Source organism: Bifidobacterium miconis (genome assembly GCF_019331735.1).
In the GTDB taxonomy this organism is placed as follows: Bacteria; Actinomycetota; Actinomycetes; order Actinomycetales; family Bifidobacteriaceae; genus Bifidobacterium; species Bifidobacterium miconis.
This window is the reverse complement of record NZ_JAHBBH010000002.1, coordinates 43,195-64,875: the sequence shown is the minus strand read 5'-3', so window position 1 is coordinate 64,875 and position 21,681 is coordinate 43,195. Positions and strand designations below refer to the sequence as shown.

20 protein-coding genes are annotated in these 21,681 nt (G+C 67.3%); 11 read left to right on the top strand and 9 right to left on the bottom strand.

What is annotated here, in order from left to right:
- Window positions 1-47: 47 nt before the first annotated feature.
- From KIH79_RS01090 to KIH79_RS01060, 7 genes are all read right to left on the bottom strand, one after another.
- Window positions 48-746: a DUF6466 family protein gene (locus KIH79_RS01090; RefSeq protein ID WP_219057688.1), complete on the bottom strand. Its 699-nt coding sequence runs from the start codon at window positions 744-746 to the stop codon at window positions 48-50.
- Window positions 743-1,801: a vWA domain-containing protein gene (locus KIH79_RS01085; RefSeq protein WP_219057764.1), complete on the bottom strand. Its 1,059-nt coding sequence runs from the start codon at window positions 1,799-1,801 to the stop codon at window positions 743-745. The genes KIH79_RS01090 and KIH79_RS01085 overlap by 4 nt, the downstream gene beginning before the upstream one ends.
- Window positions 1,783-2,892 (bottom strand): vWA domain-containing protein, encoded by a 1,110-nt coding sequence (locus KIH79_RS01080; protein ID WP_219057763.1) that lies wholly within the window; start codon window positions 2,890-2,892, stop codon window positions 1,783-1,785. The genes KIH79_RS01085 and KIH79_RS01080 overlap by 19 nt, the downstream gene beginning before the upstream one ends.
- Entirely contained in the window at window positions 2,889-3,416 is a 528-nt protein-coding gene (locus tag KIH79_RS01075; RefSeq protein WP_219057687.1) for a hypothetical protein, read from the bottom strand. Before KIH79_RS01075 ends, KIH79_RS01080 begins: the two co-directional genes overlap by 4 nt.
- Entirely contained in the window at window positions 3,413-4,387 is a 975-nt protein-coding gene (locus tag KIH79_RS01070; RefSeq protein WP_219057686.1) for a DUF58 domain-containing protein, read from the bottom strand. Before KIH79_RS01070 ends, KIH79_RS01075 begins: the two co-directional genes overlap by 4 nt.
- Window positions 4,384-5,451 (bottom strand): AAA family ATPase, encoded by a 1,068-nt coding sequence (locus KIH79_RS01065; protein ID WP_219057685.1) that lies wholly within the window; start codon window positions 5,449-5,451, stop codon window positions 4,384-4,386. Before KIH79_RS01065 ends, KIH79_RS01070 begins: the two co-directional genes overlap by 4 nt.
- Window positions 5,452-5,577: 126 nt before the next feature.
- Window positions 5,578-6,282, bottom strand: a complete 705-nt coding sequence (locus KIH79_RS01060) for a uracil-DNA glycosylase (protein ID WP_219057684.1) — start codon at window positions 6,280-6,282, stop codon at window positions 5,578-5,580.
- A gap of 170 nt (window positions 6,283-6,452) precedes the next feature.
- Here KIH79_RS01060 and KIH79_RS01055 point away from each other — a divergent pair, with 170 nt between their 5' ends.
- From KIH79_RS01055 to groL, 3 genes are all read left to right on the top strand, one after another.
- Window positions 6,453-7,208, top strand: a complete 756-nt coding sequence (locus KIH79_RS01055; RefSeq protein WP_219057683.1) for a LytR C-terminal domain-containing protein — start codon at window positions 6,453-6,455, stop codon at window positions 7,206-7,208.
- Between the two features lie 276 nt (window positions 7,209-7,484).
- A complete protein-coding gene (locus KIH79_RS01050) occupies window positions 7,485-7,688 on the top strand; it encodes a cold-shock protein (RefSeq protein WP_033492971.1) in 204 nt (67 codons plus the stop codon).
- A gap of 261 nt (window positions 7,689-7,949) precedes the next feature.
- Entirely contained in the window at window positions 7,950-9,566 is a 1,617-nt protein-coding gene (gene groL / locus KIH79_RS01045) for a chaperonin GroEL (RefSeq protein ID WP_219057682.1), read from the top strand.
- Between the two features lie 106 nt (window positions 9,567-9,672).
- On the opposite strand, the gene KIH79_RS01040 is transcribed toward groL, so the two are convergent.
- A complete protein-coding gene (locus KIH79_RS01040) occupies window positions 9,673-9,960 on the bottom strand; it encodes a WXG100 family type VII secretion target (RefSeq protein WP_033492967.1) in 288 nt (95 codons plus the stop codon).
- A 165-nt stretch (window positions 9,961-10,125) separates the two neighbouring features.
- On the opposite strand from KIH79_RS01040, the gene KIH79_RS01035 reads away from it, so the two are divergent.
- The 5 genes from KIH79_RS01035 (at window position 10,126) to KIH79_RS01015 (ending at window position 15,364) form a co-directional block, all read left to right on the top strand.
- Entirely contained in the window at window positions 10,126-10,866 is a 741-nt protein-coding gene (locus KIH79_RS01035; protein ID WP_219057681.1) for a TPM domain-containing protein, read from the top strand.
- A gap of 138 nt (window positions 10,867-11,004) precedes the next feature.
- Window positions 11,005-11,748: a response regulator transcription factor gene (locus KIH79_RS01030; protein ID WP_219057680.1), complete on the top strand. Its 744-nt coding sequence runs from the start codon at window positions 11,005-11,007 to the stop codon at window positions 11,746-11,748.
- A 140-nt stretch (window positions 11,749-11,888) separates the two neighbouring features.
- A complete protein-coding gene (locus KIH79_RS01025; protein WP_219057762.1) occupies window positions 11,889-13,715 on the top strand; it encodes a sensor histidine kinase in 1,827 nt (608 codons plus the stop codon).
- Window positions 13,716-13,814: 99 nt separating this feature from the next.
- Entirely contained in the window at window positions 13,815-14,204 is a 390-nt protein-coding gene (locus tag KIH79_RS01020; protein ID WP_033492966.1) for a cold-shock protein, read from the top strand.
- A gap of 2 nt (window positions 14,205-14,206) precedes the next feature.
- On the top strand, window positions 14,207-15,364 hold the full coding sequence (locus tag KIH79_RS01015; protein ID WP_219057679.1) for a DUF3027 domain-containing protein: 1,158 nt from the start codon (window positions 14,207-14,209) through the stop codon (window positions 15,362-15,364).
- Window positions 15,365-15,502: 138 nt separating this feature from the next.
- Here KIH79_RS01015 and KIH79_RS01010 read toward each other — a convergent pair whose 3' ends face one another.
- Complete coding sequence (locus KIH79_RS01010) at window positions 15,503-16,462, bottom strand: universal stress protein (RefSeq protein ID WP_219057678.1); 960 nt, start codon at window positions 16,460-16,462, stop codon at window positions 15,503-15,505.
- Between the two features lie 139 nt (window positions 16,463-16,601).
- Between KIH79_RS01010 and KIH79_RS01005 the strand changes: the two genes are divergently transcribed.
- The 3 genes from KIH79_RS01005 to KIH79_RS00995 all read left to right on the top strand — a co-directional run bounded on the left by KIH79_RS01005 (window position 16,602) and on the right by KIH79_RS00995 (window position 21,680).
- Window positions 16,602-19,223 (top strand): ATP-dependent Clp protease ATP-binding subunit, encoded by a 2,622-nt coding sequence (locus KIH79_RS01005; RefSeq protein ID WP_219057677.1) that lies wholly within the window; start codon window positions 16,602-16,604, stop codon window positions 19,221-19,223.
- A 298-nt stretch (window positions 19,224-19,521) separates the two neighbouring features.
- On the top strand, window positions 19,522-20,592 hold the full coding sequence (locus KIH79_RS01000) for an iron-siderophore ABC transporter substrate-binding protein (protein ID WP_219057676.1): 1,071 nt from the start codon (window positions 19,522-19,524) through the stop codon (window positions 20,590-20,592).
- A complete protein-coding gene (locus tag KIH79_RS00995) occupies window positions 20,589-21,680 on the top strand; it encodes a FecCD family ABC transporter permease (protein ID WP_338023095.1) in 1,092 nt (363 codons plus the stop codon). Before KIH79_RS01000 ends, KIH79_RS00995 begins: the two co-directional genes overlap by 4 nt.
- The last annotated feature ends 1 nt before the right edge of the window (window position 21,681 follow it).

The following is a 21,681-nucleotide window of genomic DNA, read 5'->3' as shown; positions in this document are numbered from 1 at the left end:
GGACAATCCGCCGGGCTTCGCGATCGCCGGTACTGCCGCGCTCGCCGTCACCAGGGCTTGTTCGTGTTGCCCGTGTTGTTGGTGACCGTCGACTCCTTGGACGTGCCCTTGCCCTTGTCGGACGGCGTGGACTGCTCGTTGGCCTTGAGCAGGTCCTCGACCTGCTTGCGCTGCTCGTCGGTCAGCGCGCCAGACGAATCGGACGATTGGCCCTGCTTGTCGGTGCCGGCCGCACCGTTGTCGCCGGCATTGCCGTCGCCGCCCTGCTGCGCGGCAAGATGCTGCTTCACCAGCGCGGTCAGCTGGTCCGATACGGCCGCGTTGGCCGCGATCGACTCGCGGATGCCGGGCAGCAGCACGGCATCCGCGGCCTCGGCCTCGTCGAACTGCGCGTCGGTCTGTTCCTGCACGGCGCTGAGCTTGGACCAGTCCGGCGTGTCCGACCGAGCCGCGGCGATGTGCTCGTGCAGGCTGCTCGTGGCCTGATTGAAGGCCGTCACCGCCCGCAGGTTCACTGCGGCAAGCACGGTCACGGCCAGCGCGAGCGCCGCCAGCGCACCGAGCATGATGCGTACGGGCAGTCCCGCCCGCGCGCGGCGCGCATCCGAGCCGAGCGCCGTGTCGGCGCCGGACGGGTCGGCGAACGCGGTCGTCCCGGCATCGTCCGCGCGGCTCTCGTCCGCGGCGAGCGGACGGTTCGCATCGCGTTCCGCGCGCCGGGCGCGACGTCCATGCGTGGCACTCATAGCAGCCTCCTTGACGTGACGATCCATGCGCCGGCCTCCCAGGTCAGCACCGCCAGCGCGAACGCGGCAAGCGGCCACACCACGGGCGTGGTGCGCGTGCGGCGCTTCACCGTGCTGGTCACCTGCCAGCGGGACGACGCCCGCTTCGACGCGCCCTGCGTCAACGTGGTCGTCTGGTCCGCATGCAGGTAGGTGCCGCTGATCTCGTCGGCGATGTCGGACAGATTCTTCTCGTCGAGCTTGGAAATGCCCGGCTTGCCGGTGTCCGGGTCGGTCACCCACGCCTCGTTCTGCGACTGCGACGATGACGAGGACGACGTGCCATCGCGGATGACCGGTATCTTGCCGCCCTGCGTCGAGCCGACGCCGATCGCGAAGCCGTCGCTGAGGTACTTGCGCAGCGTCGAGAACGAGCGGCGCGGCTTGGTGCCGGTCTGCTCCCCGTCGCTGATCACGTACAGGATAATCGCGTCGTCGGGATGCGCCTCGCGCACCGACTTGAGATCGAGCAGCAGCGTGTCGAGCGGCGCGTCGAGGCTGGAGCCGGACGAGACGGACGTGGCCTCGACGGCCAGCGTGTCCGCCCAGTTGCCGATCGCCCGTTCGTCGGGCGTCAGCGGCACGTCGAGCGAACCGCTCGCCCCGAACCGCACGCCCATGAAGCTGGCGTCCGGATACAGCGACGTGATGTCCTTGACGGCCTGCCTGGCCGTGTCGATCCGGCTGACGGTCTGCGACGAGCCGTACTGCGCGTCCTGCACGGCCATCGAGCCGGTCACGTCGACGGCGATCACCACGTCGGTGGCGTTCACCGCGCGGCTGCTCGTCGTCGACACGACGCTCGGCGTGAGCGTCATCACGGCGAGCGTCACGCACAGCAGCACGCGGCGCACGCATGCCGTAACCGTTTCGTCGCTCGCGCCGCGCCGGCGCACGTGCAGCACGATCTGCGCGACGGCCAGCGCCGCCAGCAGCAGCGCGAGACACGCGCCGGCGGGCCAGCCGAGCGCGGGGGAGAGGGTGAAACCGTGCCAGTTCATCGGCGCAACCTCCATGTAACGGCCAGCCACGCGACCGCGACCACGGCCAGTGCGAGCGTCCACCAGCCGGGGGCGTCCGAGACGGACGCCTTGGACGTGGTCTCGGTGTGCGTGGTGCGCCGCTGATCGATGCTGCGCACGAGATCGTTGACGCTTGCGCCGTTCGACTGGGTGAGGAAGATGCCGTCGTGCGATTCGATCAGCTTCTTCATGTCCGTGGTGGTCGATTCCGATTCGCTGGCCTTGGGGCCGGAAAACAGCCCGTCGACGGTGATGCCGGCGCCGTGGACGAGATCCAGCGCCGCCGACAGCGAATACGTGGGCTTGCCGGACACGACGTTGTCCGTGGCGAGCACGATCGACGCGGCACGCTGGCGTGCGTCGCCGGAACCGCCCGAACCGTACGCGAAGCCGGGCAGCATCGCCGCGCAGCTGACCACGCCGTCGCCGATCAGCGACGTCGCGTTCGTGCGGTTCTGCGTGCCGTCGAGCCAGTCGGAGATTTTCTGGTACTGCCGGTCGCTCATCTTGTCGATGTCGGCCTGCGATTCGACGCCCTTGAGCGTCGAGGCCGCGCTCTTCAGCTCGCGCGCGACCAGCGCGTAGTCGTCGGTGAGCGGGAACACGGTGCGCGACGTGGAATTGAAAATGCTCAGGCCGATGCGCTCGCCCTGGAAGTTGGACACCAGATCCAAGTACGTTTCCAGCACCTCGCGATCGTAGGGGAGCGTGGAGCCGGAAACGTCGAGGCACAGCACGATGTCGCGGCTGCTCGACAACTCCTCGCTGCGGTCGATGACGGACGGGCGCGCCAGCAGCGCGACGCACAGCGCCAGCGATGCGGCCAGCAGCGCCGCGGCCAGACGGCCCAGCGCCCGCCACTGGTGAAACAGCCTCGACGCCTGTTCGGTGTTCAGATCATCGTCCAGCGAAAACACCGTCAGGTCGCCGGAGGCGCCTCCGGCCCGCCCGGCGTCCGCGGCGTTCCCGTTCCGGTTGCTCCGGCCGCGTCGGGGATTGCCCAACGCGGCGACGAGCAGCATGACGGCGAGGACGCACAATGCGCCCGCCGCCGCGGCCCACGGCCACTGCCAGGAAAGCATCAGCGCCACCTTTCCACAAGATTCGACACCCAGCCGGCCGCCTCGCGCACGCTGATCGACGCGGCGTGTCCGTTGAGCGCGGCGTCGGCGAATTCCGGCGGGTACAGGGCGGCGACGGTCTGCCGCAGCAGGTCAAGGCCCTGCCGGTCGCCCGCGTCGCGCGGCATCGATGACAGGTCGCGCAGCGTGCTGGATTTCATGTTCCGTCCCGTCGCGGCCCCCGCGAAGTCGCGCGCCGTCTCGGCCAACGCCGCGAACGCCTGTTCCCGCGTCAGCTCGTCCGATTCGTACCGTGCGACGATGCCGTCGATGCGGGCGCGCCATGCCGTCGCGTCGCCGCCCGTCGCGTGATTGCCGCGGCGCTGCGCCTTCGCGGACGCCCGCCTCGGCCGGGACAGGACGACGGTCAGCACGGCCAGCGCGATCGCCAGCGCCAGACCGCCGACGATCGTCGCCAGCAGCGGGGTCGTCAGCGTCAGCTGCGGCAGGGGATGCAAATCGGCGATGCCGTCCGCGATCGCGTTCATGCCGCACCTCCCATGCGTCGTTCGTTCTGGTCGTTCTGGTCATGCCGGGACGCATGCAGCTGGTTGAAGGCCGCGGACGCCGTTGACAACGACACCAGCCGCACGAACTCGTCGAACATGGCCTCGCTCGACGCGGCGCGGATCATGCGGGAGCCGTACCGCGACAGTTCGCGGCGCAGCGCCTCCGCGTTGAACTCGCGATGCGCGCGCACCTGCTCGGCCGCGACGGCGGACCGCAGAAACGCGGGGACGCGGCGGCGGTCCGCGCCGTCGACGACCGCGGTTCCAGCGGGGGCCGAGAACGGATTCAGCGTCGCCACGTCGATCAGCACCACCGGATGCGTGCGCGCGATCAGGCCGATCGTGCCGACGTGCTCGCGGCGCAGCGCATGCTCGTCGGTGGCGATCACGATCAGCGCGTCCCGGTCTCGGATGCGGCGCGCGTACGCGAGCAACGCGTCGATGTTGCGGTCGTGGCTCCACTCGCGTTCCATCGCCCGGTCGAGCGTGTGCTCGAACTGGCTGAACCCGCCGTTGAACGGCACGCGGGTGATGCTCGCGGCATCGCCGAACACCAGTGAAATGTCGTCGGAACGGCGCAGCGAGAGGGCCGCGAACATGCGCAGCGCGTTCGCCGCCACGTCGCCCGCGGTCTCGCCGCTCGCGCACGAGCCGGTCATCTGCCGGCCGGCGTCCATGAGCATCCACACGCGGCTCGTGACGTGCCGCTCGCGCTGCACGACCATCGGACGGCCTTGGCGGGCGCTCGACTTCCAGTCGATCAGACGCGCCTCGTCGCCCGGTTCGTACACGCGCACGTCCATCACGTCATCGCCGCCGCCGCGGCGTCCGGACGCGTGCTCGCCCTCCAGCAGACCCAGCGCGCGGCGCACCGTGGGCAGGCTCATCGACGTGCCGAGGGACTCGATCCTCCTGCGGATCGGGTCGTCGGAACGGTTGCGTCCGATCATGGGACGGGAACCGCCTTGACGATCGAATCGATCACCTGATCGGCGCTCACGCCGTCGGCCATCGCCTCGAACGTGAGCATGATGCGGTGGCGCATCACTTCGAGCACGAACGACTTGACGTCTTCGGGAATCACGTAGTCGCGGCCCGCCAGCAGCGCGTTCGCCTGGCCGATGCGCACCAGCGCGATCGAAGCGCGCGGGCTTGCGCCCAGACGCACCAGCTGCGCGAGCCCCTTGACCGGATGCGTGCCGGCGCCGCGCGACGTGGCCGCGATATCCACCGCATAGCGCATGATCGCCTCCGACGTGTGCACGCGCCGCGCCGACGAGCGCAGGAACTCGACGTCGCGGATCGAAATCACATCGTCGTTCAGCGTCGTCGGATCAAGCGTGTCCGAACCGCGCGTGGTCAGCAGGGACAGCATGCGCGTCTCCTCGTCGGCGGTCGGATACGTCATCACCGCCTTCATCATGAAACGGTCCATCTGCGCTTCGGGCAGGTTGAACGTTCCCTCCTCCTCGATGGGGTTCTGCGTGGCGATCACCATGAACGGCTTGGGCAGCGCGATGCGCTCGCCGCCGATCGTCGTCGCGCCCTCGGCCATCGCCTCGAGCATCGCCGACTGCGTTTTCGCGTTCGAGCGGTTGATCTCGTCGAGCAGCACGAAGTTCGCGTGGATTGGGCCGATCTGCGTGGTGAACTTCTGCGAGGCGAAGTTGAAGACCTGCGTGCCGACCAGATCCGACGGCATGAGATCCGGCGTGCACTGGACGCGCTTGAACGTGCCCGACACGCTGGTGGCGAGCGTCTGCGCGGCCGTGGTCTTCGCCAGACCCGGCACGGATTCGATGAGGATGTGGCCGCCGGCCACGAGCGTGACGATCAGCGACTCGCGCAGGTTGTCCTGACCGACCAGCGTCTTGGCGAAACGCGCACGGATGCGGTCGGCCAGCTGGCGGGCCAGCGTCGCGTCGTCCGGCGCAAGGCCCTGAGTCGGGGCCGGGGACGGCGCGGCGGGCGCCGGCTGCGGGGAAAGATTCGATTGCATGGGGAACAAAGGCATGCGCCCCACTCTAACCGCACTGGCTGAGATTCCCGCTCGGCGAACGCGGCTTGCGGCCGCCGAGCGGGAATGCGGCGTTCATCGCGTCCAAGCATTCCCGACGGTCCGGCGATGCCGCCCGGCCGCCTAATCCAGCCGCCAGTCCACGGGTTCGGCGCCCATGGCGGTCAGGGCTGCATTGGCCCGCGAGAACGGCTTCGAGCCGAAGAAGCCGCGCGAGGCGGACAGCGGGCTCGGATGCGGCGACTTGATGATATAAGCGTTCGTCAGCAGCGGTTCGAGGCTCTGCGCGTTGCGCCCCCACAGGATCGCCACCAGCGGCTTGGGGTTTCCGGCGGCGTCGGTGCGCGCGTTGAGCGCGCGGATCGCCGCGTCGGTGACCTGCTCCCAGCCCTTGCCCTGATGGCTGTTCGGCCGTCCCACGCCCACGGTCAGGCATCGGTTGAGCAGCATCACGCCTCGTTCGGTCCACGGCGTCAGATCGCCGTTGGACGGCATCGGCACGCCGAGATCGTCCACCAGCTCCTTGTAGATGTTGATCAGGCTCTTCGGCAGCGGGCGCACGTCGGGCGCCACGCAGAAGCTCAGGCCCACCGGGTGTCCCGGCGTCGGATACGGGTCCTGGCCGACGATGAGCACCTTGATCGAATCGAACGGGATCGTGAACGCGCGCAGGATATTGCGGCTCGCCGGCAGGTAATGGCGTCCCGCCGCCAGCTCGGCGCGCAGAAAATCGCCCATACGGTGCACCTGCGGCTCCACCGGGGCTAGCGCCTCGGCCCAGCCGGCCTCGACGAGTTCGGACAGTGGTTTGACATGCGTTGCTTCCATGCCGTTCACTGTAGGCGCACCGCCGGCCGAACACGGGCCGCGGAGCCGCTCCCGGTACGTTTCCGGCGTTTCCGTAAGTGTGCATATCCGGTGCATGAGGGGCGTGCGTGTCGTCCTTGGGGCAAGGTGGCGGTTAGACTCGTGCGTAGTTTCGTGACGGAAGGGCTGGTATGGCGAAGCAAGACAAGGAAACCTATGAATCGTACGCGCGTGATTCATTCGACACTCCTCCGGTCGGCCCGGTGGGCGTGCATCGCGGCGCACGGTCCGTCGGCGCGCGCACGCTGCCGTATCTGATCGTGCTCATCGTCGCCGCGCTCGCCGGCGCGCTCGCATGGGGCGTGATGACCGGCGAGTTCTCCAAGTTCGTGTCCGGCGCGTCCTCGAACTCCTCGACGTCGGTCTCCTCCGGCACCCAGAGCGGTTCCGGGGCGAGCGATTCGTCCAAGAAGGACGCCGCTTCGGACGCGTCCTCCGACGGCATCGACTCGTCGTCCTTCGACCAGAGCGCCCAGTCCAAGGACTCCGCGTCTGCGGACGGCACCGACTCGTCCTCGTCCCAGACGAATTCCTCCGACCAGAATTCGGATTCCTCCGATTCCTCGGACCAGAATTCGGCCGATCAGAACTCCTCGTCCGACCAGAACGCGCAGACCGCCAACAAGGCGACCTCGGTGCGCGTGGTCAACGCGGCCGGCATCAACGGCTATGCCGCCGAAAAGGCCGGCGTGCTCACCGCCGCCGGATACACCAGCGTCGAGGCCTCGAACCCGACCACCGACAATCTGCCCGCGTCCACGGTGGTCTGGTACCAGAACGAGACGGATCTGGCCACGGCCAAGGACGTGGCCGCGCAGCTGGGCATCGCGGACGTGCAGCAGGCCACGGGCATTGACGTGCCGGTCATCGTGGTGCTGCGCAACTGAGCCTCGCCGGGCCCCGTCTTCGGGCTGTGCCGGGGCGGCGCAGGAAGCCGGGACCCGACCGTGGTTTGCTTCGGACACGATGAGGCGACTCCCCCGAATTGACGCGAGTCAATAGAAAAAATCGTTGGAAATCCAACATTTTCGCGGTCGATGGGCAAAGTTAGTCCCGTTAGCCGTTACAATGGGTAGAGTCGCGAGGTAGGGGGAGCGCGAGGTAGTGCTGTGTGTGTTCTTCCATGTATCCGCGATATTCGGATTCCCTAGGAAAGAATGGTTATGGCACACGGAACCGTTAAGTTCTTCAGCGCTGGTAAAGGATATGGTTTCATCAACCCGGATGACGGTGGTGACGACGTATTCGTCCATTATTCTGTGATTCAGGGTGATGGGTTCAAAACGCTGGAAGAAGGGGAGAAGGTCGAATATGAGGCCGAGCACGGGCCCAAGGGCATGCAGGCCACGAAGGTGATCAAGCTGTAGGGATCGCCGGATTCGGATCCAATCCCGTAGCTAGTCCCCGGACGCACAGGCGTCCGGGGACTTTTTTGTTCCCTCGCCGCGCCCCTGCCGTTTGCCATCAGCGCAATCGCCGGACTCCGGTTGGCACTCGGGCACCGAGAGTGCTAATCTCCCAATTAGCACTCGGAAGGCGAGAGTGATAACCGGCAGCTGACGGCCGGCCGCCACGCCGCCCTCCGCAGTGAGAACAAGTACCGTGAAGCCATTTGGAGGACAACAACCATGGCAAAGATCATTTCGTACGACGAGGAAGCTCGTCAGGGAATGCTCGCGGGCCTCGACAAGCTCGCCGACACCGTCAAGGTCACGCTGGGCCCGAAGGGCCGCAACGTCGTGCTCGACAAGACCTACGGCGCCCCGACCATCACCAACGACGGCGTGTCCATCGCCAAGGAAATCGATCTCGAGGATCCGTACGAGCGCATCGGCGCCGAGCTGGTCAAGGAAGTCGCCAAGAAGACCGACGACGTCGCCGGCGACGGCACCACCACCGCGACCGTGCTCGCCCAGGCTCTGGTTCACGAGGGCCTGAAGAACGTGGCCGCCGGCTCCAACCCGATCGCGCTGCGCCGCGGCATCGAGAAGGCTTCCGACGCCATCGTCAAGGAGCTCGTCGCCGCCGCCAAGGACGTCGAGACCAAGGACCAGATCGCCGCGACCGCGACCATCTCCGCCGCGGATCCGGAAGTCGGCGAGAAGATCGCCGAGGCCCTCGACAAGGTCGGCCAGGACGGCGTCGTGACCGTCGAGGACAACAACCGCTTCGGCCTTGACCTCGAGTTCACCGAGGGCATGCGCTTCGACAAGGGCTACATCGCCCCGTACTTCGTCACCAACGCCGAGGACCAGACCGCGGTGCTCGAGGATCCGTACATCCTCCTCACCTCCGGCAAGGTCTCCAGCCAGCAGGACGTGGTCCACATCGCCGAGCTGGTCATGAAGACCGGCAAGCCGCTGCTGATCATCGCCGAGGACGTCGACGGCGAGGCGCTGCCGACCCTGATCCTCAACAACATCCGCGGCACCTTCAAGTCCTGCGCCGTCAAGGCCCCGGGCTTCGGCGACCGCCGCAAGGCCATGCTGCAGGATATGGCCATCCTCACCGGCGCTCAGGTCGTCTCCGACGAGCTGGGCCTCAAGCTCGACTCCGTCGACCTGTCCGTGCTCGGCCACGCCAAGAAGGTCATCGTCTCCAAGGACGAGACCACCATCGTGCAGGGCGCTGGCTCCAAGGAGGACATCGACGCTCGCGTGGCCCAGATCCGCGCCGAGATCGAGAAGTCCGATTCCGACTACGACCGCGAGAAGCTGCAGGAGCGTCTCGCCAAGCTGGCCGGCGGCGTTGCCGTCATCAAGGTCGGCGCCGCCACCGAGGTGGAGGCCAAGGAGCGCAAGCACCGCATCGAAGACGCCGTGCGCAACGCCAAGGCCGCCATCGAGGAAGGCCTGCTGCCGGGTGGCGGCGTGGCCCTCGTTCAGGCTGCCGCCAAGGCCGAGAACGACGTCAAGCTCGACGGCGACGAGGCCACCGGTGCCGCGATCGTGTTCCGCGCCATCGAGGCCCCGATCAAGCAGATCGCCGAGAATGCCGGCCTGTCCGGTGACGTGGTCATCGACAAGGTTCGTTCCCTGCCCGACGGCGAGGGTCTGAACGCCGCGACCAACACCTACGAGGATCTGCTGGCCGCCGGTGTCACCGACCCGGTCAAGGTCACCCGCTCCGCGCTGCAGAACGCCGCTTCCATCGCCGGCCTGTTCCTGACCACCGAAGCCGTGGTCGCCAACAAGCCGGAGCCGAAGCCGGCCGCCCCGGCCGCCGGCGCCGACATGGGCTACTGATCGGCAGCCATGCGCTGAACGAAACAGCTGATTGAACGCTGAGCGAAGGGCTCCCCGCACAACGCGGGGAGCCTTTCGCGTATATCGGGCCCCGTGACGGGCCCCGTCACGAGAACAGGCGCATGGCCTGCGCTTCGGTGTCGGCGTAGAGCGCGGACGCCGAAGCGAGCGCCTGCTGGATCGATTCCAGCGACGCCTCCATCTGCTGCTGGGCCGCGCGCCACTGCTCGGCCACGCTGGCGAACTGGGTGGCGGCGCCGCCCCTCCACACGCTTTGCAGGTTATTGAGATTGGCGTACATGCCGTTCACCGCCTGGCGGATGGAGGCGACGGAGGCGTTGACGGCCGCCGACGAGGACTGGATCTGTTCGGAATCCACTTGGTACTGGGGCATGGCGTTCTCCTTTCCAAGAACGGGTTCTGTGTCGGTTGTGCCAGCGGCGGCTGCTTGGCGCAACCGGCCGCTAAGGTGGACGATATGACAAATCGCGAAAACGGGTACGGAAAAACGACCTATGTGGTCGAAAGGTCGCGGCACGGCGTGTCGCCAATGATCGCAATGCTTTCGGCACTGCTTTCGCTGATCGTGTGCTTGGGATTGTTCGCTCCGGCCATGGCCGATGATGCGGATTCCGGCTCGGGCTCGTCCGATCAGACCGGCGCGTTCACCGACGACATCACGGACACGCAGAATCTGCTCGGTTCCGATCTGGGCAAGGTCACCGACGCGATCGCCGAGACGAAGAAGGAGACCGGCGTGAGCGTCAAGCTCATGTATCTGCGCACCTTCGGCGTCAAAGTGGACGCGGACGCATGGGCCAAGGGGGCGCTCAAGGGCATGAACCCCGCAAAAAACACCGTGATGCTGGCCGTTGCCTCCGACGACGGCAATCTCGTGGTGGCCGTCTCGTCGAATTCGGACGAGTGGCTGCGCCGGCAGTCCACGGTCGACGACCTGTCCAAGGCAGCGGGGGACCAGCTGCTCAAGGACACCCCGGATTGGGCGGGCGCCGCCACGGCGATGATGGACGAGATCATGACCGTCAAGAAAACCTCCACATCCGGTTCCTCCGTGGTGGTCGGCGTGGCGGTGCTGGCCGTCGTGCTGGCCGTGCTGGTCGCCGTCATCGTCGCGACCATCGTGATCCGCCGGCGCATGCGTCGCAAGGTGATGCGCCAGATCGCCAAGAAGCGCAAGGACGCGGAGGAGGCCGGCGAGGAGTTCGACGAAAACCGGCCGCTCACGCGCAAGGAGATCCGCATGCGGCGCAAGGCCGGCATGTGGAAGAAGGAATCGTAGCGAGGAATCGTGGCGGGGACGATGCCGAGATGATGGTCGACGCAGCCGCCGGCCATCGGCAAGCCATCGGATACGCCATTGGACAAGAATCAGCCGACATTCAGGAAACCTCCAGATGGGCGCGACATGCTGGGAGGCATGAACAAGCCCATTGAAGCATCGATTGTTGTTGTGGATGATGAACCCTCCATCCGCGAACTGCTCGTAGCGTCCCTGCATTTCGCCGGTTTCGAAGTCGCCACCGCCGCGTCCGGCTCCGAGGCCATCGAAGTGATAGAGAAAACCCAGCCCGATCTCATCGTGCTCGACGTGATGCTCCCGGACATCGACGGATTCACCGTCACCCGCCGCATCCGTCAGGAAGGCATCGGCGCGCCAGTGCTGTTCCTCACCGCGCGCGACGACACGCAGGACAAGGTCATGGGCCTGACCGTCGGCGGCGACGACTACGTCACCAAGCCGTTCAGCCTCGAAGAGGTCGTCGCCCGCATCCGCGCGATCCTGCGCCGCACGCGCGAGCAGATCGAGGACGACCCGATCATCCGCGTCGGCGATCTCGAAATCAACGAGGACTCCCACGACGTCTCCCGCGCCGGCCAGCCGATCGACCTGAGCCCGACCGAATACAAGCTGCTGCGCTACCTCATGGACAACGAGGGCCGCGTGCTCTCCAAGGCGCAGATCCTCGACCACGTCTGGCAGTACGACTGGGGCGGCGACGCGGCCATCGTCGAATCCTACATCTCGTACCTGCGCAAGAAGGTGGACGGCATCACCTACACCGACGCCAACGGCGAACAGCGCAAGGTGACGCCGCTCATCGAAACCAAGCGCGGCATCGGCTACATGATCCGCGAACCGAAGACGGCCCCGGGCGCATGAGCGGCACGAACACCACGCCGGCGCCGGGAGGTCCGCAGCCGGCTCCCGCGGCGGCTCCGAGCGCCCGTCCGGCGCAGGCCGAGCCGGGCGCGTCGACGGCGCCCGCAGCCCAGGTCCCGCCGAACGCGCAGGCTCCGGGCATGCCGGCCGCCGCAACCGCATCCGAAACCAAGCCCTCCTGGTTCAAGCGGCACATCGGCCGGCACATCGACGCAATCCCGCTGGCCACCAAGCTCGTGGCCTGCATCATCGTGCTGCTCACCATCGGATCGTTCTCGCTCTCGTTCGCCATCCGGCAGCTGGTCAGCAACTACCTGCTGGAAAAAACCGACTCGCAGCTGATCAACCAAAGCCAGCTCGTCGCCCGAAACACCGAACTGCTCAACGAAATGAGCAAGTCGGAAGGCTCGCTGAGCATGACCAGCTACTTCGTGCAGATGCGCGACTACAAGGAGAACACGGTCACCGACGCGGTCGTGCCCAACCTGCGCGGCGGCGTCGTGTCCAAGCCCGACCTGCCGTCCAACGACAACTCCGTCTCGCTCGGCCAGCCGTTCACCACCGCGGCCAAAGTCTCGTTCGACGGGGCGAATCCGGCCAACGAACGCGCGGGCCGCGACACGATCCAGAAGGCCTGGCTGCCGTGGCGCGTCATCGCGCTGCGCTGGATCGATCTCGACGCCAACCAACAGCAGTACACGCGCGGCACTATCTACATCGGCCTGTCGCTGAGCGACCAGTACGACACCGCGGACACGATCACGCGCTACAGCGCGATGGTCGGCATCGCCGTCGTCCTGCTCGGCGGCGTGATCGGCATGCTCGTCGTGCAGGCCACGCTCGCCCCGCTCAAGCGCATCGAGAAGACGGCCGCGAAGATCGCCGCCGGCGACCTGAGCCAGCGCGTGCCCTCGGCCCCGGAGAACACGGAGGTCGGCTCGCTCGCCGCCTCGCTGAACGCCATGCTCTCCCGCATCGAGCAGAGCTTCCACGAGCAGCAGGAGACGACGGACAAGATGAAGCGGTTCGTCTCCGACGCCAGCCACGAGCTGCGCACGCCGCTCGCCGCCATCCACGGCTATGCGGAGCTGTACAAGATGCAGCGCGAGTTCCCGGGCGCGCTCGAACGCGCAGACGAATCCATCGAGCACATCGAGGCGTCCAGCGCCCGCATGACCGTGCTCGTCGAGGATCTGCTGTCGCTCGCCCGGCTCGACGAGGGCCGCGGCATCGACCTGACCCAGCAGGTGCCGCTCACGTCGATCGTTTCCGACGCGACCGACGACCTGCACGCGCTTGACCCCGAGCGCGGCATCCGCGAGGGGCGTCTCGAACTGCGTCGCGACGAGGACGGCAACGGATCGCGCTTCGTGTTCGTCGAAGGCGACATGCCGCAGGTCACGCTCACCGGCGACGGTTCGCGACTGCGCCAGGTCGTCACCAACATCGTCGGCAACATCCACCGCTACACGCCGGCCGACTCGCCGGTCGAAGTGTCGATGAGCGTGCTGCCCGCCTCGATCAGCCCCGAATCGCTCTCGCGCATGCCCGCCACCGAAACGTCGATGCACCATCTCATCGAGGCCATCGAAGTCGGCCAGAACATGCAGGTCGGCATGAACTACGCGATCGTGCGGTTCTCCGACCACGGCCCCGGCGTGCCGGAGGCGTCCCGTTCGCAGATCTTCGAGCGCTTCTACACCGCCGACCCGTCGCGCGCCCGCCTCAAAGGCGGCACTGGTCTCGGCATGGCCATCGCCCAGTCCGTCGTCAAGGCGCACCGCGGCTTCATCTGCGCCACGGGCAGCGACGGAGGCGGCCTGACCCTGACCGTCGTGCTGCCAGTCGCGCCCGTCGAACCGAAGGTCGCGGCCCCGGTCGCGACTGATCCGGCCGGTGCGGGCAAGGGCGTCTGGACGCGTTCGGCCGACCGCAAATCCGCCAAGCCCGACAGGAAAAGCCGGTGAGACTGAGCAGGGTTTGAGGTACACTGAGTCTTTGATCTGAATGTGACGGCGGGCATGGGGCCCGCCGATACCGAGGCAAAGACAGAGGTGCGAGACAAGATGCCCAGTGGACGAGTGCGTTGGTTTGATGCGAACAAGGGATACGGCTTCATCACGAACGAGGAGGGCAAGGACGTGTTCCTGCCCTCCGCGGCGCTGCCGGCCGGCGTCACCACGCTGCGCAAAGGCGCCAAGGTCGAATACTCCGTCGTCGATGGCCGCAAGGGCCCGCAGGCGATGGGCGTGACCTTGGTCGAGGCCCTGCCGTCGCTGGTCAAGGCCACCCGCCCGAAGCCGGACGACATGGCCGCCATCGTCGAGGATCTCATCAAGCTGCTGGATTCCGCCGGCACCACGCTGCGCCGCCACCGTTATCCGTCGCAGCAGGAAAGCAAGAAGCTGGCCACGCTGCTGCGCGCGGTCGCCGACAACTTCGACGTACAGGAATGATGATGCCCGAAACGACAATCGATCCGGTCCAGCTGGCGCGCGACGTCGCCATCGAGGCCGCGGAGGGCGAGGCCGCGCTCGTCGGCCCGTTCGTCGCGTCCTCCGATCTGGGCGACCATGTGACCGACTTCCGCTTCGCCTGCCTGCTCAAGGGCTACGAGGGCTGGCAGTGGACGGTCACGCTGTTCCACGACGAGGAGACGGAACGCTGGACGGTCAACGAGTCCACGCTGGTGCCCACCGAGGACGCCCTGCGCCCGCCGGCGTGGGTGCCGTGGAAGGACCGTCTGGAGCCGACCGACCTGTCCGTCACCGATTCGATCGGCACCGATCCCGACGATCCGCGCATCGAGGAGGGGTTCCGCAGGACGGAACCCGTCGCCGCCGCGGCGTCGCAGGACGCGCCTGCCGACGACGCCGCGCCTGCCGGCGGTTCCGATGCGGCCGATGCCGCTGCGTCGGACGATGGTCCGGCCGCCGCCGACGTGCCCGTCGCCGCTGCGCCGCAGACGACGGAGGAGCGTGCCGCCGATGCGGCCGCGACGTCGGATGGTGCGGATGACGCGAAAGCCGCGGATGACGCCGTCGACGATGCCGTGGCGAACGCGGCCGAGTCCGTTGCGGCCGGCGATGCCGCCACGCACGATGCGTCCGCCGTCGCGCCGGAAGATGCCGGCGAGCCGTCCGTCACGTCCGAGCAGGACGTCGACGACGCCGTGCGCGAATTCAACCTGTCGCGCCGGCACGTGCTCACCCCGCTGGGACGGGCGCAGGCGGCCAAGCGCTGGTACGAGGGACAGCACGGCCCGAAATCGCTGTCGACGAAAACCGCCGACGGCAACGTGTGCGCCAACTGCGGCTTCTTCATCCAGCTCAAGGGCGAACTCAACATGCTGTTCGGCGTGTGCGCGAACAAGTGGAGCCCGGACGACGGGCGCGTGGTCTCCATCGACCACGGGTGCGGCGAACACTCCGAGATCGATCCGCCGGAACCGACCCACCTGTGGGTGCAGTCCAAGCCCGCCTACGACGACTTCCACATCGATGTCGTCGCGCAGGCGCCGCGCGAGGAACGCGGCCAGATCGAGCTGATCGAACGGCTGGCCGATGCCGGAATCGAAGTCGGCAAGGGCGTGATCGTGCTGCGTTCGCAGCTGTGAGCGCAGCGTCGGCCGATGGCGGCCGGTACCGTTCAGGAGAACGCGAACGAGGGGCGACCGGCAATCCGGTCGCCCCTCGTCGTTATGGCATGCTTGTCGATCGTTCGCGCCGATTCGATGATTCAGCGCACGACCGATTCAGTGCACGACCGTGACCGTGCATTCGGCCAGATTGACGATCTGCTTGGACACCGAGCCGAGGAAATGCGCGTCCAGGCCGGACAGGCCTCGCGAGCCAACCACCAGATGGCTCGCATAGCGGGACGCCGCGATCAGGCCCTTCGCCGCGGAGATATGGAACGCGTGCGCCTGCACGGCAAGGCTTTCGTCGAACGACTCGTCGGCCAGCATCCCGTCCAGCAGGTGCTCCGCGCGGCGCTGGCCCTCGGCGACCGGGGCCACGGCGTTCTCGTATCCCGGCACGATGCCCAGATCCTTGAGCTGCCAGCAGAACAGGACATGCAGCGGCAGTCCGTGCACATGCGCCTCATGCGCGGCGAACTCCAGCGCGCGGCGCGACGTGGCGGAACCGTCCACGCCGACCACCACGGGCCTGCCGCCGCCGTCCGCAGGCCGTGCGTAGCCGACCGTCGCCTCGCCGGGCGTCAGCGCGTTCGCGATCGCATCCTGCATCGTCTCGTCCTCGTCGGTGAAGATGCGCACCACTGTCACCGGCACCGTCGCCTCCTCCGCGAGCGACGCGGAGAACGAGCCGGTGAACCAGCGGGCGACGCGTCCCAGCGAACGGCGGCCGACCACCATCTGCTGCGCGTCCTTGCCGATCCGCAGCAGCGCGGACGTGCCGGACGCATGCACCGACGTGAGCGTCACGTCATCCGCGGACACGTCGTCCAAGCCGGAGACCGCCTCATCCACCCACGCGCGCAGCCGTTCGGTGATCTGCGCCCGCAGCTGGGCCCATCCCTCCTCGGTGCTCGCTTCGGAGCCCATGTCCCACGAGCGGGTCCATCCGTACACGGCGTTCACCCGCTGCCCGGTCAGCTGCGCCTCGCGCAGCGCCCAGCGCAGCGCGGCGAAGGATTCGTCCGATCCGTCTACGCCGACCACGATGTCGGCCAGAGTCGTATTCCCGGTCATCATGCCCTCCTTGACATAACCTGACAAAACCAGCATAACGTCTCGCGTTGCGTTCTTAGCGCAATTCGTGGGACAACGGGAAGAAACGTCACCGCAAATCGGTAGAGTGTCAGTGAATAACAAGAGTGGAAGGACAAGCATGTTCGAACGGTTTACCGACCGTGCCCGGCGCGTCATCGTGCTGGCGCAGGAAGAGGCTCGTGCCCTCCAGCACAACTATATCGGCACCGAGCATCTGCTGCTCGGCCTGATTCGAGAAGGCGAGGGCGTCGCAGCCAAGGCGCTCGCCTCGAAGGGCGTGACCCTCGAGGACACCCGCAAGCAGGTCGAAGAGATGATCGGCAAGGGCAACGCGGCCCCCGGTGGGCACATACCCTTCACGCCGCACGCCAAGCAGGTGCTGGAGCTGAGCTTGCGCGAGGCGCTGCAGCTGGGACACAGCTACATCGGCACCGAGCACATCCTGCTCGGTCTGATTCGCGAGGGCGAGGGCGTGGGCACGCAGGTGCTCATCAAGATGGACGTCGATCTGGGCGAGCTGCGCAGTGCGACGATCGACATGATCCGCGGCAACTCCGCGACCGGCGACGGCCAGAACAAGGGCGACCTCGCGAACGCGGGCGGCGTGCAGGACAAGCGCGCGCAGACCGGTTCCGCGATCCTCGACCAGTTCGGCCGCAACCTGACGGCCGAGGCGGCCGAAGGCAAACTCGACCCGGTCATCGGACGATCCAAGGAAATCGAACGCGTGATGGTCGTGCTCTCCCGCCGCACCAAGAACAACCCGGTGCTGATCGGCGAGCCCGGCGTCGGCAAGACCGCCGTCGTCGAGGGCCTCGCGCAGAAGATCAACGCCGGCGACGTACCGGAGACGCTCAAGGGCAAGCAGGTCTACTCGCTTGACCTCGGCTCCATGGTGGCCGGCTCGCGCTACCGCGGCGATTTCGAGGAGCGCCTCAAGAAGGTGCTCAAGGAGATCAAGACCCGCGGCGACATCGTGCTGTTCATCGACGAGATCCACACGATCGTCGGCGCCGGCTCGGCCGACGGCGCGCTCGGCGCGTCCGACATGCTGAAGCCGATGCTCGCGCGCGGCGAACTGCAGACCATCGGCGCGACCACGACCGACGAGTACCGCAAGTACATCGAGAAGGACGCGGCGCTCGAACGCCGCTTCCAGCCGATTCAGGTGCACGAGCCGTCGATCGCGGAGACCATCGAGATTTTGAAGGGCCTGCGCTCGCGCTACGAGAACCACCACAAGGTGACCATCACCGACGGCGCGCTGCAGTCCGCGGCCGAGCTGTCGGCCCGCTACATCCAGGACCGCAACCTGCCGGACAAGGCCATCGACCTGATCGACGAGGCCGGCGCGCGCCTGCGCATCAAGCGCCTGACCGCGCCGCCGGAGCTCAAGGACCTCGACACGCGCATCGCCAAGCTCGCCGCCGACAAGGACGAGGCCATCAAGGCCCAGGACTTCGAGAAGGCCGCCAAGCTGCGCGACAGCCAGGAGAAGCTGGAGGCGGAGCGCAAGGAGAAGGAGACGGCCTGGAAGCAGGGCGAATCCGACGTCAAGATGGTCGTGGACGAGGACGTGATCGCCGAGGTGATCTCGAACACCACGGGCATCCCGGTGTTCAAGCTCACGCAGGCCGAGTCCAAGAAGCTCATGAACATGGAGGCCGAGTTGCACAAGCGCATCATCGGCCAGGACGAGGCCGTTTCGGCCCTGTCCCGCTCGATCCGCCGCGCCCGCGTCGGCCTCAAGGATCCGAAGCGTCCGGCGGGCTCGTTCATCTTCGCCGGCCCGACCGGCGTCGGCAAGACCGAGCTGGCCAAGGCGCTCGCCGAGTTCCTGTTCGACGACGAGGACGCGCTGATCCGCGTCGACATGTCCGAGTTCTCCGAGAAGTACGCCGCGTCGCGCCTGTTCGGCGCGCCCCCGGGATACGTCGGCTACGAGGAGGGCGGCGAGCTCACCGAGAAGGTGCGCCGCAAGCCGTTCTCCGTCGTGCTGTTCGACGAGATCGAGAAGGCGCATCCGGACATCTTCAACACGCTGCTGCAGGTGCTTGACGACGGTCACCTGACCGACGGCCAGGGCCGCAAGGTGGACTTCAAGAACACCATCATCATCCTGACCACGAACCTCGGCACGCGCGACATCGCGAAGATGGCGAACACGGGCTTCAACCTCGGCACGAACACCGAGTCGAGCTACCAGCGCATGAAGGACCAGGTGAGCACGGAGCTCAAGCAGCAGTTCCGCCCCGAGTTCCTCAACCGTCTGGACGACATCATCGTGTTCAAGCAGCTCACCGAGCCGCAGGTGCGTCAGATCGTCGATCTGGACGTCAAGCAGCTCAACGACCGCCTGTTCGACCGCCACATGTCGCTCGAGCTCACCGACGCCGCCAAGGACCTGCTCGCGCAGAAGGGCTTCGACCCGCTGCTCGGCGCCCGTCCGCTGCGCCGTGTCATCCAGCGCGACATCGAGGACGCGATCTCCGAGAAGATCCTCATGGGCGAGCTCAAGGACGGCCAGAAGGTGACCGTGGGCACCGAGGGCGACAACGTGCTCGACGAGGAATTCACCTTCACCGGCGAGGACTTCGAGCCGGCCAAGCCGGAGGCCGAAGCCGGCGCCGACGCCGAGGGCGGCAAGCCGACGGACGGCGGCGACCGGACCGAACTGGTCGACGCGACTGCGTCCGGTGACGCCGGCACGTCGCCGTCGTCGCACGCCGACGCCGAGTGACGTCGCTCGACCAAGCCGACAGCGAGCCAAGAATGAGAGGCCGCGGTTCCATGCGAACCGCGGCCTCTTGCCGTTGCGGCCGGGCGTTGCGGTGACCGGACGTCGCGTTATCCGCCGGCGACCGCGCGCAGTCGGCCCATACCACATCATCGTCGCAAAAACAAGACTGTTGTTCCCGCTCCGTATGCGGTAACGTACGCATGGTTCACGGGAAGACCGGACAGGGGGTGTTACGCCCGGCCGCATCCCGTGTCGTTCCATCCATTCGAAACGACATCGATCAAGAAGAGGAAGTACCATGCCCGTTGCGCACCACGCCAAGACGATTCGTCAGCTGATCGCCGCCGCGCTCGCCGCCGCCACCCTGATCGGAGCCGCCGCGTGCGGCACCGCGCAGAACGCGACCGACTCCACGAACGCGTCGGCATCGTCGGATGCCGGTTCGGACGCCGCATTCCCGGTCACCATCAAGCACGCCCTCGGCGAAACCACCATCGACAGCCAGCCCAAGCGCGTCGCCGCGGTCGGCTGGGGCGCGGACGACGCGCTCATCGCGCTCGGCGTCATCCCCGTCACCATGCAGAAGAATACGTACGGCAAAACCGTCGACGGTTTCCTGTCCTGGACCAAGCAGGCCCTCGACGACAAGGGCGTCTCCAAGGCCGACATGCCGCAGCTGCACGACGAATCCGACGACATCGACGCCGAGGCCATCGCCTCCACCGAACCCGACCTGATCCTCGGCCCCTACTCGGGCATCACCGAGGACCAGTACAAGACCCTGTCCAAGATCGCGCCCACCGTCCCCTACATCAAGACCGCGTGGAGCGAACCGTGGCGCGACGAAATCAAGGTCGTCGCTGAGGCGATCGGCAAGAAGGACGCCGGCGACAAGCTCATCGCCGACCTCGAGCAGACCATCGCCGACGAAAGCGCCAAGTATCCGGCCATCAAGGGCAAGACCGCGGCCGTGCTGTACATGGACGCCTCCAAGCTCTCCTCGTTCAGCATCTACAACACGCTTGACACGCGCGCCCAGTTCCTCAACGACCTCGGCTTCGACACCCCCGATTCGGTCAAGAAGATCAGCGAGAACGCGACCTCCTTCTATCAGGACGTGTCCGCTGAAAACGCCGACCAGTACGCCGACATCGACGTGATCGTCACCTACGGCACCCCGGACCTGCTGGCCGCGCTGCAGAAGGACCCGCTGCTGTCCAAGATCCCGGCGGTCAAGCGCGGCTCCGTCGTCGTGATCAACGACGACACCGTGCTGGCCAACGCGCTCAACCCCACAGCCCTGTCCATCCCCGCCACGACCGCCGACTACATGAAGATGCTCGGCGAAGCGGCGGCCAAGGTCCAGTGATCCGCGTTCCCGCGATGCGAGAGCCGGAAGCTCCGACGAAACCGCGGCGGCAGGCCCGTTCCCGCTTCGGCGCGGGCGCGACGGGCCTGCTGGTCGCGGTCATGGTCGTCGCGCTGGTCGTCGCCTGCGTGCTGTCCGTGTTCTTCGGTTCGCGTTCGGTGACGTTCGGCCAGGTGATCCAGGCGTTCTCCATGCCGTCGGGAGCCGCCGGCGACGCCGGACAGGACGCCGGCATCACCGGCGAAGTGGTGCGGCTGCGCGTGCCGCGAACCGTGCTTGGCATGCTCGTCGGGGCCGCATTGGCCGTCTCCGGCGCGCTCATGCAGGGTGTGATGCGCAACCCGCTCGCCGATCCGTCGATTCTCGGCCTCAACTCCGGCGCCGCGTTCGCCGTGGTGTGCGCGATCGCCACGGTCGGGCTGTCCACGCCCGCCCAGTACATGATCGTCGCGCTGGTCGGCGGTGCGGCGGCCGCGGCGTTGGTCTGGGTGCTGGGATCGCTGGGACGAACCGGCGCCACCCCGCTCAAGTTCACGCTGGCCGGCGCCGTGCTAGGATCCGCGCTCGGCTCGCTCACCTCGGCGATCATGCTGCCCCGGGCCGACGTGATCAGCACCTACCGGTTCTGGCAGGTCGGCGGCATTTCCGGCGCGCGATTCGACCTCATGGCGCCGGTCGTGCCGATGCTGCTCATCGGCTTCGCCATCGCCGCCGTCAGCGCCCGCCAGCTCGACATGCTCGCCCTCGGCGATCAGATGGCCGCCGGACTCGGCGTGAACGTGACGCGCGCCCGAGCTCTGGCATGGGCCGGCGCGGTGTTGCTGAGCGCCGGGTCGACCGCGCTCGCCGGCCCGATCGGATTCGTCGGGCTCGTCGTGCCGCACGCGGCGCGCATCATCGTCGGTTCCGACTATCGCAGGATCATCGCCTTGTGCATGCTCATCGGCCCGCTGCTGCTCGTCTCCTCCGACGTGATCGGCCGCGTCGTCTCCCGGCCGGCCGACGTGGAGGTCGGCATCGTGACCGCGCTGATCGGCGCGCCCGTGTTCGTCGCGCTCGTGCGCGCGGGAAAGACAGCGGAGGTGTGAC